The organism is Streptomyces calvus, from assembly GCF_006782915.1.
Classification (GTDB): Bacteria; Actinomycetota; Actinomycetes; order Streptomycetales; family Streptomycetaceae; genus Streptomyces; species Streptomyces calvus.
Map to the genome: position 1 here is coordinate 76,633 of NZ_VCNP01000017.1, position 15,042 is coordinate 91,674.

Annotated in this window: 10 protein-coding genes; 5 read left to right on the forward strand and 5 right to left on the reverse strand. The window is 72.4% G+C overall.

Features of this window, described 5'->3' with window-relative positions:
• Positions 1-330 precede the first annotated feature (330 nt).
• The gene (locus FGW31_RS08190; RefSeq protein ID WP_142192706.1) at positions 331-2,787 is read left to right on the forward strand and encodes a DNA gyrase/topoisomerase IV subunit A; all 2,457 of its coding nucleotides are present in this window, start codon (positions 331-333) and stop codon (positions 2,785-2,787) included.
• 156 nt (positions 2,788-2,943) lie between these two features.
• Here the strand turns inward: FGW31_RS08190 and FGW31_RS08195 are convergent, their stop codons facing one another.
• Both FGW31_RS08195 and FGW31_RS08200 read right to left on the reverse strand, forming a co-directional pair.
• Positions 2,944-4,113 (reverse strand): CobW family GTP-binding protein, encoded by a 1,170-nt coding sequence (locus FGW31_RS08195; RefSeq protein WP_142192707.1) that lies wholly within the window; start codon positions 4,111-4,113, stop codon positions 2,944-2,946.
• Between the two features lie 320 nt (positions 4,114-4,433).
• Positions 4,434-5,600 (reverse strand): citrate synthase, encoded by a 1,167-nt coding sequence (locus FGW31_RS08200; RefSeq protein WP_142192708.1) that lies wholly within the window; start codon positions 5,598-5,600, stop codon positions 4,434-4,436.
• A gap of 118 nt (positions 5,601-5,718) precedes the next feature.
• Between FGW31_RS08200 and FGW31_RS08205 the strand changes: the two genes are divergently transcribed.
• From FGW31_RS08205 to FGW31_RS08220, 4 genes are all read left to right on the forward strand, one after another.
• Entirely contained in the window at positions 5,719-7,110 is a 1,392-nt protein-coding gene (locus tag FGW31_RS08205; protein ID WP_142192709.1) for a citrate synthase, read from the forward strand.
• 24 nt (positions 7,111-7,134) lie between these two features.
• A complete protein-coding gene (locus FGW31_RS08210; protein ID WP_142192710.1) occupies positions 7,135-8,073 on the forward strand; it encodes a sucrase ferredoxin in 939 nt (312 codons plus the stop codon).
• 196 nt (positions 8,074-8,269) lie between these two features.
• The gene (locus tag FGW31_RS08215) at positions 8,270-9,961 is read left to right on the forward strand and encodes a sensor histidine kinase (protein WP_142192711.1); all 1,692 of its coding nucleotides are present in this window, start codon (positions 8,270-8,272) and stop codon (positions 9,959-9,961) included.
• Complete coding sequence (locus tag FGW31_RS08220) at positions 9,958-10,638, forward strand: response regulator (RefSeq protein ID WP_142192712.1); 681 nt, start codon at positions 9,958-9,960, stop codon at positions 10,636-10,638. The genes FGW31_RS08215 and FGW31_RS08220 overlap by 4 nt, the downstream gene beginning before the upstream one ends.
• 81 nt (positions 10,639-10,719) lie before the next feature.
• Here the strand turns inward: FGW31_RS08220 and FGW31_RS08225 are convergent, their stop codons facing one another.
• The 3 genes from FGW31_RS08225 to FGW31_RS08235 form a co-directional block, all read right to left on the reverse strand.
• On the reverse strand, positions 10,720-12,312 hold the full coding sequence (locus FGW31_RS08225) for a solute symporter family protein (RefSeq protein WP_142192713.1): 1,593 nt from the start codon (positions 12,310-12,312) through the stop codon (positions 10,720-10,722).
• Positions 12,309-12,764: a DUF485 domain-containing protein gene (locus FGW31_RS08230; RefSeq protein WP_142192714.1), complete on the reverse strand. Its 456-nt coding sequence runs from the start codon at positions 12,762-12,764 to the stop codon at positions 12,309-12,311. The genes FGW31_RS08225 and FGW31_RS08230 overlap by 4 nt, the downstream gene beginning before the upstream one ends.
• Before the next feature lie 103 nt (positions 12,765-12,867).
• A complete protein-coding gene (locus FGW31_RS08235; RefSeq protein ID WP_142192715.1) occupies positions 12,868-14,991 on the reverse strand; it encodes a DNA gyrase/topoisomerase IV subunit B in 2,124 nt (707 codons plus the stop codon).
• Between the last annotated feature and the right edge of the window lie 51 nt (positions 14,992-15,042).

The following is a 15,042-nucleotide window of genomic DNA, read 5'->3' on the forward strand; positions in this document are numbered from 1 at the left end:
GCCTGGAGTGGGACAGGGCCGGTGGGGCGGCGCGGGGGGGCTTGTCCGGCGGTGGTTGTGGGCGGCGTGAACGGGAGCCGGGGCCGTCCCGAGCGGGGGAGGCACCCGCCGCGAGGGCCGCGCCGCGCGCCCAACCCCCGGCCCGGTTCCCCCCGGTGTCCGTCCGCCCCGCGCGGGACCGGTCGCACGGACCCGCGTAGCCTGCTCCCGCCGACGCCCGCCGCTCCCGCCGGACGGCCAGAGCCGGGTCCTGGTCCCGCTTGTCAGTGCGACGGTCCACAATGGTCCGCGTCAGATCCCGTCACACGCTTCAGCAAGGAGCCGGCAGCGATGGCCCGCCGCAGCACGAAGACCCCGCCGCCCGACGACTCGTACGAGGAGAAGATCCTCGACATCGACGTCGTCGACGAGATGCAGGGCTCCTTCCTCGAGTACGCGTACTCGGTCATCTACTCCCGCGCCCTGCCGGACGCGCGCGACGGCCTCAAGCCGGTGCACCGGCGCATCGTCTACCAGATGAACGAGATGGGCCTGCGGCCCGAGCGCGGCTACGTGAAGTGCGCGCGCGTCGTCGGCGAGGTCATGGGCAAGCTGCACCCGCACGGCGACGCGTCGATCTACGACGCCCTGGTGCGCATGGCGCAGCCGTTCTCGATGCGGGTGCCGCTGGTCGACGGCCACGGCAACTTCGGCTCGTTGGGCAACGACGACCCGCCGGCCGCCATGCGGTACACCGAGTGCCGGATGGCCGAGGCGACGAGCCTGATGACGGAGTCCATCGACGAGGACACCGTGGACTTCGCGCCCAACTACGACGGCCAGGAGCAGGAACCGGTGGCGCTGCCCGCCGCGTTCCCGAACCTCCTGGTGAACGGCGCGTCGGGCATCGCCGTCGGTATGGCCACCAACATGCCGCCGCACAACCTGCGGGAGGTCGTCGCGGCCGCCCGCCACCTCATCAGGCACCCGGGCGCCGACCTCGACGCCCTGATGAAGCACGTCCCGGGCCCCGACCTGCCCACCGGTGGCCGGATCGTCGGTCTGTCCGGCATCCGTGACGCGTACGAGTCGGGCCGCGGCACGTTCAAGATCCGCGCGACGGTCACGGTGGAGGACGTGACGGCGCGCCGCAAGGGCCTGGTCGTCACCGAGCTGCCCTTCACGGTCGGCCCGGAGAAGGTGATCGCCAAGATCAAGGACCTGGTCGGTTCGAAGAAGCTCCAGGGCATCGCCGACGTCAAGGACCTCACCGACCGCGAGCACGGCCTGCGCCTGGTCATCGAGATCAAGAACGGCTTCGTGCCGGAGGCGGTGCTGGAACAGCTGTACAAGCTGACGCCGATGGAGGAGTCCTTCGGCATCAACAACGTCGCCCTGGTGGACGGCCAGCCCCTCACCCTGGGCCTCAAGGAACTCCTGGAGGTCTACCTCGACCACCGCTTCAACGTCGTACGGCGGCGTTCGGAGTTCCGCCGCGGCAAGCGGCGCGACCGCCTCCACCTGGTGGAGGGCCTGCTCACGGCCCTGGTCGACATCGACGAGGTGATCCGCCTCATCCGCTCCAGCGAGAACTCCGCGCAGGCCAAGGAGCGCCTGATCGAGCGCTTCTCGCTCAGCGACGTCCAGACCCAGTACATCCTGGACACGCCGCTGCGCCGCCTCACCAAGTACGACCGGATCGAACTGGAGGCGGAGAAGGACCGGCTGAACGCGGAGATCGAGGAGCTGACCCGGATCCTCGATTCCGACGCGGAGCTGCGCAAGCTGGTCTCCTCCGAACTGGCCGCGGTGGCCAAGAAGTTCGGCAACGACCGCCGTACGCTCCTGCTGGAGTCCGCCGGTACGCCGGCCGCCGCCGTTCCGCTGCAGGTCGCGGACGACCCGTGCCGCGTGCTGCTGTCCTCCACCGGCCTGCTGGCCCGTACGGCGACCGACGAGCCGTTCGCCGACAGCGCCGGCGCCAAGCGCGTCAAGCACGACGTGATCGTCTCGGCGGTGCCGGCGACGGCCCGCGGCGAGATCGGCGTGGTCACCTCGGTCGGCCGGCTGCTCCGGCTGAACGTCGTCGACCTGCCGCAACTCCCGGAGGTCATGCCGACGCCGAACCTCTCGGGCGGGGCGCCGCTGGCCGAGTTCGTGTCCCTGGAGGACGACGAGGAGGTGGTGTGCCTGACCACCCTGGACGAGTCGTCGCCCGGACTGGCGCTCGGCACCGAACAGGGCGTCGTCAAGCGCGTGGTGCCCGACTACCCGTCCAACAAGGAGGAGCTGGAGGTCATCACGCTCAAGGAGGGCGACCGGATCGTCGGCGCGGTCGAACTGCGCACCGGCGACGAGGACCTGGTCTTCATCAGCGACGACGCGCAACTGCTGCGCTATCCGGCGTCGCAGGTGCGTCCGCAGGGCCGGCCCGCGGGCGGCATGGCGGGCATCAAGCTCACCGACGGCGCGAAGGTCATCTCCTTCACGGCGGTCGACCCGGCGGTGGACGCGGTGGTGTTCACGGTCGCGGGCTCGCGCGGCACGCTGGACGACTCCGTGCAGACGACGGCCAAGCTGACCCCGTTCGACCAGTTCCCGCGCAAGGGCCGGGCCACCGGCGGTGTGCGCTGCCAGCGGTTCCTGAAGGGCGAGGACTGCCTGTCCCTGGCCTGGGCGGGCCCGGCCCCGGCCCGTGCCGCCCAGAAGAACGGCGCCGCGGTGGACCTTCCGGAACCCGACCCGCGCCGCGACGGCTCGGGCGTGTCCCTGGCGAAGACGGTGTCGGTGGTGGCGGGCCCGGTCTAGGTCTGGCTCCAGGTCCGGACGCGGGGTCTTGCGGCTCCGCCCGCTCCCGCGGCTGCCACGGCTACCGCGGCTCCTGCTGCTACGACGGCTCCTCCGACTCTTCGGCATCGGAGGAGCCGTCGGGGTCCGAGGGCCTTCGGGAGGTGGCCGGGGCCTTCAGAACTGGGCGGCGTGGACGTCCGGAGCCGACGGGTCCTCGGACTCCGAGGCGTCCTCGAAGGCCGACACGTCCTCGGTGTCGGCGGGATCCTCGGGGTCCTGGACGTAGCGCAGGACGCCCCACATGGCGTGCTCGTCGGTGTGCGAGGCGCCGTCGCTTCCGCACGCCTCCAGCTCCGTGCGCAGGGCGGCGGTGTCGATGCCCGCCCCGATGAGCACGAGCTGCGTGAGCCGCTCCTCGCCGGCCGGCCAGGGCTCCGGGTAGAACCGCAGGAACCGGCCCACCGCATGCACGGCGTACCGGTTGCGGACGTCGTACGGCCCGAAGTCGACATAGCCCTTGATCCGGTAGAGCCCGGCGGGCCGGCTGTCCAGGAACCGCATCAGCCGGCGCGGGTCCGACGGACGCCTGGAGACGAAGGAGAGACTGTCGTACGCGGCGTGCAGATGCCCGCCGTGACCGTCCGCCGGATTCTCCGCATTCTCCGCGGTCTCCGCGTTCTCCGAGTGGTCGTGGTCGTGCAGGTCGTCGAACGACAACTGCCCGATGCGCTCCTCGCTCGGCCGGCAGTCGAAGAGCAGCTCCGGGTCGATCCGGCCGTACGAGGCGGGCACCACGGCCGCACGGTCCACGAGCGACCGGACCAGGCCCAGTACGCGCCCGGCGTCCGCCGCCCGGTCCAGTTTGTTGACGACCACCAGGTCGGCGAGGCCGAGGTGCCGGTCGATCTCCGGGTGCCGGGCCCGGGTGGCGTCGAACTCGGCGGCGTCCACCACCTCGACGAGCCCGCCGTACACGATCCCCGGGTGCTCGCTGGCGAGCAGCATGCGTACGAGTTCCTGCGGTTCGGCCAGTCCGCTGGCCTCGATGACGATGACGTCGATCCCGGCGGAGGGCCTGGCGAGCCGTTCGAGGTACACGTCCAGTTCGCTGCTGTCGACGGCGCAGCACAGACAGCCGTTGCCGAGCGACACGGTCGAGTCGCCGAGGGCACCCGCCACCGCCATGGCGTCGATCTCGATGGCTCCGAAGTCGTTGACGATCGCACCGATGCGGCTGCCGCCGCTGCGGTGGAGGAGATGGTTGAGCAGGGTGGTCTTCCCCGAGCCGAGAAATCCGGCCAGGACCACCACCGGAATCTGCCGTCCGCTGCTCCGCTCCGACACGCGACCCCTCTCACACCTGTGCGCACACCGGCCCACTCGCGGCGTGCGCACCGAAGACTGACTGACGCACCAGGATACGAGCGACCGGAACGACGGTCGGAGTGAACGCGGCCCTGGGCGGCATCCGTGCGGCAGCCGTTGGGCGAGGCGCCGACCTGTGCGGACCTGCGCGGACCTGCGCCCGCCGGCCCCGTCGGCAGGCGGTCCGCAGGTGGTCGGCAGGTGGTCGGCAGGCGGTCGGCAGGCGGTCGGCAGGCGCAAGAACCACGGAAGGCCCCGAGGAATCGTCCGGCGGACCGCTCCAGGGGCCTTCGCTCCGGTCAGGCGACGTCCGGCACCGCCACCGGGGCTCCCTCGCCGACGTACCGGGCCACCGGCCTGATGATCTTCGAGTCCTGCGCCTGTTCCAGGATGTTGGCGCTCCATCCGACCGCGCGCGCCGCCGCGAACGTCGGCGTGAACATCTCCCGCGGCACGCCGCACAGTTCCATGACGACACCGGCGTAGTACTCCACGTTGGTGTGCAGCTCACGGCCCGGCTTCAGCTCCGCCAGGATCGCCTCCACCCGCCGCTCGACCTCCACGGCGAAGGCGACCCGGGGCCCGCCGAACCGCTGGGCCACCTCGCGGAGCATCCGTGACCGGGGGTCCTCCGTGCGGTAGACCGCATGCCCGAAGCCCATGATCCGCTCGCCCGCGAGGACGTGCTCACGGACCCAGGAGTCGATGCGCTCCGGTGTCCCGATCGCGTCGAGCGTGTCCAGTGCCCGGCTCGGGGCGCCGCCGTGCAGCGGACCCGACAACGCGGCCACGGCCCCGGCCAGGCACGCCGCCACGTCCGCCCCCGTCGACGCGATGACCCGCGCCGTGAACGTGGACGCGTTGAAACCGTGGTCAATGGTGGAGATCAGGTACTGCTCGATCGCCCGCACCCGCTCGGCGTCCGGCTCCGTCCCCGTCAACATGTACAGGTAGTTCGCCGCGTACGACAGGTCCTCGCGCGGCTCGACCGGCTCCAGCCCCTGGCCCAGCCGGTACAGCGCCGTGAGCAGCGTGGGTACGGCCGCGGTCGCCTCCAGGGTGTCCCGGGTGCGCCGGTCGGCGTCGATGTCGTACACGGGCCGGAAGCCCTTGGCCGCACCGAGCAGGGACAACGCCGTGCGCATGCCGGCGAGCGGGCCCGAGCGTCCGCCGGCCGCCGCCACGGCGGGCAGCGCGTCCCGCACCTCTCCGGGCAGCCCGCGCAGCGCCGCGGTCTCGGCGGCGAACGCCGCGGCGCGGCGGGCGTCCGGCAGTTCGCCCTGGACCAGCAGGTGCCACACGTCCTCGAAGCCGCGCGACCGGGCGAGGTCGACGGCCGAGTACTGGCGGTAGTGGTAAAAGCCCTCGGCTCCCCGGACGTCACCGATCCGGGTGTCGGCGACGACGACGCCGGCCAGCCCTCGCGGCACCTCGATCCGAGCGGCTCCAGCCCCATTGACAGTCATGATGTCCTCCTCGAACTTGATTCGACTGTCCATCGTTGACCATCAAGCTGTCAATATTGATTTAATTGATTGAATCAACGCTTCGGTCGGTGCGAGGCAGGACGGATACCGTGACCCCATGCGCGATCAAGACCCCTCCCCCGTCGGCCCGGAACGGCGCCTGAGCACCAGGGAGGCCGCCGAGTTGCTCGGCGTGAAGCCGGAGACCGTGTACGCGTACGTGAGCCGGGGCCTGCTCGGCAGCCGACGGACGCCCGGCGGCCGCGGAAGCACCTTCGACGCCGCGGAGGTGGAGGCACTCGCGCGCCGCAACAGGCGCGGGGCAGCCGGCAGTTCGGCCGACGCGGGCCGTCCGGCCGGTGACGGCAGCTTCGGAGGCGGTGAGAGCTCCGGCGGATCGGTCGGCACCGGCGGATCGGTCGGCTCCGGCGGCTCCGGCGGACTCGGTGGCGAGTTGTCCGTACGGACCCGTCTCACCCTGATCGGCAGCGACCGGTACTACTTCCGGGGCGTGGACGCCGTCGACCTCGCCACCCGGCACACCTACGAGGAGGTCGCCGAGTGGCTGTGGACGGCCCGGCTCCGCCCCGGTGCCGAGTTCGTGGCGCCCGACGCGCCCGTCGCCGTGGCCCGGCGCGCGGTCGACGCCCTGCCCGAACACGCCACGCCCACCGACCGCCTGCGGGTCGCGGCCATCGCCGCCGCCACGGCGGACCCGCTGCGTTTCGACCTCTCCGAGGAGGCGGTGCTCGGCACGGCCCGCACGCTCATCCCGACCCTCGTCGCCGCCCTCCCGCCGGTGGTGCCGGGCCGGCACCGCGACACCGGCCCGCTGGCCCACCGGCTCTGGAACCGCCTCACCGGCCGGGAGGCCGACGAGGCGTACCTGCGCGTCCTCGACACGGCCCTCGGGCTGCTCGTCGACCACGACCTGGCCGCCTCCACGCTCGCCGTCCGCGTCGCCGCGTCCGCACGCGCGCACGTCTACGCGGCCGTCTCGGCGGGCCTGGGCGTGCTGGAGGGACCGCTGCACGGCGCGGCCAGCGGCCTGGCGCACAAGCTGCTGCTGGAGGTGCTCGACCAGGGCGACGCCGCTCCCGTGATCGCCGACGAGCTGCGGGCCGGCCGCCGCATCCCGGGACTCGGCCACCGCCTCTACTCCGGCGAGGACCCCCGCGCGCGGGCCCTGTTCACCCTGCTGGACGAGGTCCCGCAGGCCGCGCCCGCCCTGGCCGCCGCCCGCGACATCGTGGCCACCGCCGCCCGCGACACTCCTCTGCACGCCAACGTCGACCTGGCCCTCGCCGTCCTCACCGCCTCCTCCGGCATGCCGGCCGGCGCGGGCGAGACGATCTTCGCCGTCGCCCGTACGGCCGGATGGATCGCCCATGCGCTGGAGGAGTACGGCGAGCGCCCGCTGCGCATGCGCCCCAGCGGTCAGTACACGGGGCCGCGACCGCCCCGTCCGCTGCCCGAGCCACACACGGGTGGGCCGACACGCCACGGATGACCAAGTCAGGTTAGGCTCACCTCTGTGAGTACGTGCTCAACCGTCTCCCGCTCGCTCGACGAGCCGATCGCGGGAACCGCGGCCACCGCAAGCACCTGGCTGCTGCTGGAGCAGCCCGGCCCCTGGGGTGCCAAGGCGCTCACCTCGAGCCACCTCGACCCGGCACTGGGCCGCGCCCTGGAGGCGGCCGCCGAGGACACCGGGGTGCGCGTCGTGCTCATACGCCGTCCCGGGCGGCACGCGGACTGCCGGATGCCCGCCACGCGGCGGGTGTACGTGGCCCACACGGTCCCGGGCAACGTGTGGCTGCACGCCGCCACGACCGCCGACCCCCGGCGCCTGCTCGACCTCGACTTCGCGGCGCTCGGCCGGGGCGAGCCCGAGTCGTTCGACAGGGCACTCGGCGGACGGCCCCACGACGGCGACCCGCTCGCCCTCGTCTGCACCAACGGCAAACGCGACCGCTGCTGCGCGCTGCTCGGCCGGCCCCTCGCCGCCGAACTGGCCGCCTCCGCGGTGGAGGGCGTCTGGGAGGTCACCCACCTGGGCGGTCACCGCTTCTCCCCCACCGTGCTGGTGCTGCCGTACGGCTACGCCTACGGCCGGGCGGAGGCGCACCTCGTCAAGGAGGTGCTGCACAGCGCGCGGGAGGGCCGGATCGTCGTGGAGGGTTGCCGTGGCGGTTCCGCGTGGGAGCGGCCGGGCCAGAGCGCCGAACTGGCCGTCCGGCGCGCGGTGGGCGAGTACGCCGCGCAGGCGCTGAGCGTCGTACGGACCGACGGCGCGGCTCCCCGCTGGGAAGTGACCGTCGCCCACGCCGACGGGCGGCGGTGGCTGGTGGAGGTCGCGCAGGGCGCGTCCCTTCCGCCCCGGCCGGAGAGCTGCGGATCGGTCCTCGGCTCACCCGCGCGGATGGACGTGGTGGCGGTCCGCGAGGCCGCCATGACGGCACTGGCGAGCTGACACCTCACGACCACGGGCGGGCCGGGCAGCACCAGCGGCCCGCCGCGAACCGCCGGCCGGGCAGGCGCACCCCCACCCGCCCGCCCGCGCGACGTGCCCGCCCGTCCCGGCAGCCTCCGCCCGCGCACGCCCCGGCGCGCGAGATCCCCGCCACACCCCTGCGGCGCCCCGCGCCCGCCCACGTACCGTCATGAGTATGAGCTCCACTGCCCCCGCACGCCGCCTGCGCCTCGGCCTGCCGCGGCGGGTGTTCTCGCAGGTCCTGCTGATGCAGCTGGCGATCGCCGCGGGAGTCGCCGTGCTCGCCACCGGGCTGTTCCTGGCGCCGCTCGGCGACCAGCTGGACGACCAGGCGATGCGCCGCGCCCTCGCGATCGCCCAGACCACCGCACAGCAGCCGCAGATCGCCCACGACCTCAGCAGCACGGCACCGACGCCGGACGGGCCCGTGCAGCGGGACGCGGAGCGGATCCGCGAGGCCACCGGTGCCGAGTACATCGTGGTGCTGGACCGGCGGGGCGTGCGCTGGTCGCACACCGATCCGCAGCGGATCGGCGGGAAGGTCTCGACGGACCCCGGGGAGGCACTGGCCGGGCACGAGGTCATGGAGATCGACGAGGGCACCCTCGGCCGCTCCGCGCGGGGCAAGGTACCGCTGCGTGACCACGACGGCGAGATCGTCGGCGCGGTCTCGGTCGGCATCGCCTACGACAGTGTCCGCGCCCGGCTGATCCACGCGATCCCCGGCCTGTTCGCCTACGCCGGCGGTGCGCTGGCCGTCGGCGCGCTCGCGGCCTGGCTGATCTCCCGGCGCGTCCAGCGGCAGACCCGCGACCTGGCCTTCTCGGACATCGCGGCGCTGCTCGCGGAGCGCGAGGCGATGCTGCACGGTATCCGGGAGGGCGTCGTCGCGCTGGACCGGACCGGCCGCATCCGCCTCCTCAACGACGAGGCGCAGCGGCTGCTGGGGCTGGGCGAGGAGGCCGTCGGGCGCTCCCCGGACGAGGCGCTCGGCGCGGGACGCACCGCCGATGTGCTGGCCGGGCGGGTGGCCGGGACGGACCTGCTCACCGTCCGCGGTCCGCGTGTCCTGGTCGCCAACCGCATGCCGACCGACGACGGCGGCGCCGTGGCGACGCTGCGCGACCGTACGGAGCTGGACCGGCTCGGTCGGGAACTGGACTCCACCCGCGGACTCATCGACGCGCTGCGCGCGCAGGACCACGAGCACGCGAACCGCATGCACACGCTGCTGGGACTGCTTGAGCTCGAGCTGTACGACGACGCCGTGGAGTTCGTCGGCGAGGTCGTCGGCGACCACCGGGCCACGTCCGAGCAGGTCACCGAGAAGATCCGGGATCCGCTGCTCGCGGCGCTCCTGGTGGGCAAGGCGACCGTCGCGGCGGAACGCGGCGTCGCGCTGTGGGTGTCGGACCGGACCCGGCTGCCGGACCGGTTGATCGATCCCCGGGGTCTCGTCACCGTCGTCGGGAACCTGGTGGACAACGCCGTGGACGCCGTCGCCGGGACACCGCACGCGCGCGTGGAGGTCGAGGCGCGCGCCGAGGGGCGTACGGCAGTGCTCGTGGTGCGTGACACCGGTCCCGGAATTCCGCCGGAACAGCGCGAGTTGATCTTCACGGAGGGCTGGTCCACCAAGGAGTCGCCGGCGCATCGCGAGCGGGGCATCGGGCTGCCCCTGGTGCGGCGGCTCGCCGAGCGGCAGGGAGGCAGCGCGAAGGTGGGCGAGGCGCCGGGCGGCGGGGCGGAGTTCACGGTGGTCCTGCCCGAGGCGCTGACCGAGCCCGGCGCGCAGCCTACGCTCACCGGTGCGCCCGTCGCGGCTGCCGACGAGGAGCCGAGGACCGTCAAGGAGGAGTCGCGATGATCGAGGTCCTGGTCGTGGACGACGACGTGCGGGTCGCGCGGGTGAACGCCGCCTACGTCGAGAAGGTGCCCGGCTTCCACGTCGCGGCGGAGGCGCACAACGCGGCCGAGGCGCTCGGCTGCCTGGAGCGGCTGCCCCGGCTGGATCTCGTGCTGATGGACCACTACCTGCCGGACGAGACGGGCCTCGAGGTCGTCCAGGAGATGCGGCGGCGCGGCCACCAGACCGACGTGATCATGGTGACGGCGGCGCGCGACGTGTCCACCGTGCAGGCGGCGATGCGGCACGGCGCCCTGCAGTACCTGGTCAAGCCGTTCGCCTTCGCCGGCCTGCGGGTCAAGCTGGAGGCGTACGCGGAGCTGCGGCGCGCCCTCGACGGCGGCGGCGAGGCGGAGCAGGCGGAGGTGGACCGCCTCTTCGGTGTCCTGTCGGCGTCGGCCGAACCGCAACTGCCCAAGGGCCACTCCCCCACCACCGCGGAACTCGTACGGCAGTCCCTGATGAACGCCGACGGCCCGCTGTCGGCCCAGGAGATCGCCGAACGCACCGGGGTGAGCCGCCAGACCGCCCAGCGCTATCTGAAGCTCCTGGAGCGCACGGGACGGGCCACGCTGACCCTGAAGTACGGCGACGCGGGCCGCCCGGAGCACCGTTATGTGTGGGCGACCCGCGTCTGAGGGCACGGCCCATGGGGGCGGGGGAGGAACCGTGCCCCCCACCCGTACGGATGTCGGCGCGGACCGTCTCCGCCGGTCGCGTCACACGGCCCCGGCGCCGGTCAGTGAGCGCACCTCGGTCTCCGCGTGCCGGGCCTCGTCGGGGGCCTCGGCTGAGGTGACCGTGCCGAGCCAGCCCGCGAGGAAGCCGAGCGGGATGGAGACCAGTCCGGGGTTCTGCAGCGGGAAGAGCTGGAAGTCGACGTGCGGGAGCAGGGATCCGGGGCTGCCCGACACCACCGGGGACAGCACCACCAGCGCCACGGCCGGCACCAGCCCGCCGTAGACCGACCACACGGCACCGCGTGTGGTGAAGCCCCGCCAGAACAGCGAGTACAGCAGCACCGGCAGGTTGGCGGAGGCGGCCACGGCGAAGGCGAGGCCCACCAGGAAGGCGACGTTGAGGTCGCGGGCCAGCAGTCCGAGGCCGATGGCGAGCAGCCCGATGCCCACCGCGGCGACCCGGGCCACGGCGACCTCGCTGCGCGGTCCGCCGCGCCGGCGGCGCAGGGAGGCGTACAGGTCGTGGGCCACGGATGCCGAGGAGGCGAGTGTGATCCCGGCGACGACGGCGAGGATGGTGGCGAAGGCGACCGCGGCGACGATCGCGAACAGGACCGTTCCGCCGGTGGAGCCGGTGCCGCCGCCGAGGTCGAGCGCCAGCAGCGGCACCGCCGTGTTGCCGGAGGCGTGCGAGGCGCGGACGGCGTCCGGCCCGATGACGGCGGCGGCGCCGAAGCCGAGCACGATCGTCATCAGGTAGAAACCGCCGATGAGTCCGATCGCCCAGATCACCGAGCGCCGTGCCGCGCGGGCCGTGGGCACGGTGTAGAACCGGGCCAGGATGTGCGGCAGTCCGGCCGTTCCGAGCACCAGCGCCAGCCCCAGGCTGATGACGTCGAAGCGCGCGGTCCAGTCACCGCCGTAGGCGAGTCCGGGCGCCAGGAACGCCTCGCCGTGTCCGCTGCGTTCGGCCGCGGTGTGCAGCAGCCGGTTGATGTCGCCGTGGAAGCGCAGCAGGACCAGGACGGTCAGCGTGAGCGTGCCGCCGAGCAGCAGGACCGCCTTGACGATCTGGATCCAGGTAGTGGCGCGCATCCCTCCCAACGACACGTAGACGACCATGAGTACGCCGACGCCCACGACGGTCCACGCGCGTGCGGCCTCGCCGGTGCCGCCGAGCAGCAGCGCGACCAGGCTGCCCGCGCCCACCATCTGCGCCACCAGGTACAGCACGGACACCGTGACCGACGAGGTGCCGGCGGCGATGCGCACCGGCCGCTCCCGCATGCGTGCCGCGACCACGTCGGCGAGGGTGAACCTGCCGCAGTTGCGGACCAGTTCGGCGACCAGGAACAGCACGACCAGCCAGGCCACCAGGAAGCCCACCGAGTACAGCATCCCGTCGTAGCCGACGAGTGCGATGAGTCCGGAGATGCCGAGGAAGGACGCGGCCGACATGTAGTCGCCCGCGATGGCAAAACCATTCTCCATCGGGGTGAAGAGGCGGCCGCCGGCGTAGAACTCCTCGGCCGAGCCCCGCCGGTGGCGGCCGGCCCAGGTGGTGATGGCCAGGGTGATCGCGACGAACACGCCGAACAGCAGCAGCGCGGAGGTCCGGTGGTCGGCCGTCATGACGCACCGCCCCGTCCCCGCGTCAACTCCTGGGTGTCCCAGCGCAGTTCCAGCGCCGCCCGGTCCCTGCGCAGCCGTGCGTGCCGCGCGTAGGCCCAGGTGAGCAGGAAGGTGGTGAGGAACTGGCCGAGCCCCGCCAGCATTCCCAGGTTCACGGCGCCCGCGACGGGCCGTGCCATCAGGTCCGGCGCGCTCGTGGCGGTCACGACGTACGCCACGTACCAGGCGAAGAAGGCCGTGAACGCCGGTACCACGAACCGCCGGTAGCGGCTGCGCACCTCCTGGAAGGCCGCGCTGCGCTGGACTTCCAGGTAGACGTCGGCGGGTGCCGCGGCACCGTCCCGCCGCCGCGCCGACGGGACTTCGCCGCCGGCCGACTCGCCCCAGCCCGAGGCCAGGGCGTCGTACCAGGGATCGTCGTACCTCACGTCCCCCGAGTTGCTTGGCTGCATGCCCAAGGATGGACAGAACGGGAAGATCCGTGACTCTTCTTCCCGTTCCCCTTCACTCCATCAGGTGACGTGTCCTGCGCGGTGGTCGCGTCGGCCCCGGCCGCTACGCGTCGATGCGCGACCGGTCCAGCGTGGCCGCGGAGCTGGAGATGAACTCCTTGCGCGGAGCGACGTCGTTGCCCATGAGGAGGTCGAAGACCTGCTCGGCGGCCTCCAGGTCGGTGAGGTTGATCCGGCGCAGGGTGCGGTGGCGGGGGTCCATGGTGGTCTCGGCCAGCTGGTCGGCGTCCATCTCGCCGAGGCCCTTGTAGCGCTGGATCGAGTCCTTGTACCGGATGCCCTTGCTCTGGAACTCCATGAGCTTGTCGCGCAGCTCCCGGTCGGAGTACGTGTAGACGTACTTGTCCTGGCCCTTCTTCGGCTGGACGATCTCGATCCGGTGCAGCGGCGGCACCGCCGCGAAGACCCGGCCGGCCTCGACCATGGGCCGCATGTAGCGGTGGAACAGCGTGAGCAGCAGCGTGCGGATGTGGGAGCCGTCGACATCGGCGTCGGTCATCATGATGATCTTGCCGTAGCGGGCCGTGTCGATGTCGAAGGTGCGCCCCGACCCGGCCCCTATGACCTGGATGATCGCGCCGCACTCGGCGTTCTTCAGCATGTCCGTCACGGACGACTTCTGAACGTTGAGGATCTTTCCGCGGATCGGCAGGAGCGCCTGGAACTCGGAGTTCCGCGCGAGCTTCGCCGTGCCGAGCGCGGAGTCGCCCTCGACGATGAACAGCTCGCTGCGGTCGACGTCGTCGCTGCGGCAGTCGGCGAGCTTCGCGGGCAGCGAGGAGGACTCCAGGGCCGTCTTGCGGCGCTGCGCGTCCTTGTGCTGGCGGGCCGCGATGCGGGTGCGGGCCGCGGCGACGGCCTTCTCCATGACGACGCGGGCCTGCTGGGCGGCGTCGCGCTTGGTGGAGGTCAGGAACGCCTTGAGTTCCTTGGAGATCACGTTGTTCACGATGCGGCGGGCCGCCGAGGTGCCGAGGACCTCCTTGGTCTGGCCCTCGAACTGCGGCTCGGCCAGGCGGACCGTGACCACCGCCGTCAGGCCCTCCAGGGCGTCGTCCTTGACGATGTCGTCCTCGGCCACGCGCAGCATCTTCTTGGCGCGCAGCACCTCGTTCATCGTCTTGGCGACGGCCTGCTCGAAGCCGGCGACATGGGTGCCGCCCTTGGGCGTGGCGATGATGTTGACGAACGACCGGAGTGTGGTGTCGTAGCCGGTTCCCCAGCGCATCGCCACGTCGACGCCGAGTTCGCGGGTGACCTCGGTGGGCGTCATCTGGCCGTGCTCGTCGAGGACGGGCACCGTCTCCTTGAAGGTGCCCTGTCCGGTGAAGCGGAGGGTGTCGCAGACGGGCCTGTCGGTGGCCAGGAACTCGCAGAACTCGCTGATGCCGCCATCGAAGCGGAAGGACTCCTCGCCCTTGCTGCCGCCCTCGCCGAGCCCGTACTCGTCACGGACGACGATGGTCAGGCCGGGTACCAGGAACGCGGTCTGGCGGGCGCGCTGGTGCAGCGTCTCCAGGGAGAGCTTGGCGTCCTTGAGGAAGATCTGCCGGTCGGCCCAGTAGCGCACGCGGGTGCCGCTGCGGGTCTTGGGGATCTTCTTGGTCTTGCGCAGTCCGTTCCCGGCCTCGAACTTCGCGTCGGCGCCGAGCGCGGCGAAGGCGCCGGGGACACCGCGCCGGAAGCTGATCGCGTGGGTGTGCCCGCCGCGGTCCACCTCGACGTCCAGCCGGGCGGAGAGGGCGTTGACCACGGACGCGCCGACGCCGTGCAGACCGCCGGAGGCGGCGTACGAGCCGCCGCCGAACTTGCCGCCGGCGTGCAGCTTGGTCATGACGACCTCGACGCCGGAGAGGCCGGTCTTGGGCTCGACGTCGACCGGGATGCCGCGTCCGTTGTCCCGGACCTCCACCGAGCCGTCGTCGTGCAGCACCACCTCGATGTGGTCGCAGTAGCCGCCGAGGGCCTCGTCGACGGAGTTGTCGATGATCTCCCAGAGGCAGTGCATCAGGCCGCGACTGTCCGTCGAGCCGATGTACATACCGGGGCGCTTCCGCACGGCCTCGAGCCCCTCGAGGACGAGCAGGTGCCGCGCGGTGTAGTTGGAACCGTCCCGGTCTGCTCCTGCCAGCAGCGCTGTGGACGGCACGGACGTCTCGGCGGTCACGCGGTTCGCTCCTCGCTGAATTTCATGTGGGGCCCTCATGGGTAAGGGCGT

What these genes read in the sequence shown, in the direction of transcription:
- FGW31_RS08220 (WP_142192712.1), top strand. Translation starts at nt 9,958, where the DNA reads ATGATCGAGGTCCTGGTCGTGGACGACGACGTGCGGGTCGCGCGGGTG.
- FGW31_RS08225 (WP_142192713.1), bottom strand. Translation starts at nt 12,312, where the DNA reads ATGACGGCCGACCACCGGACCTCCGCGCTGCTGCTGTTCGGCGTGTTC.
- FGW31_RS08230 (WP_142192714.1), bottom strand. Translation starts at nt 12,764, where the DNA reads ATGCAGCCAAGCAACTCGGGGGACGTGAGGTACGACGATCCCTGGTAC.
- FGW31_RS08215 (WP_142192711.1), top strand. Translation starts at nt 8,270, where the DNA reads ATGAGCTCCACTGCCCCCGCACGCCGCCTGCGCCTCGGCCTGCCGCGG.
- FGW31_RS08205 (WP_142192709.1), top strand. Translation starts at nt 5,719, where the DNA reads ATGCGCGATCAAGACCCCTCCCCCGTCGGCCCGGAACGGCGCCTGAGC.
- FGW31_RS08190 (WP_142192706.1), top strand. Translation starts at nt 331, where the DNA reads ATGGCCCGCCGCAGCACGAAGACCCCGCCGCCCGACGACTCGTACGAG.
- FGW31_RS08200 (WP_142192708.1), bottom strand. Translation starts at nt 5,600, where the DNA reads ATGACTGTCAATGGGGCTGGAGCCGCTCGGATCGAGGTGCCGCGAGGG.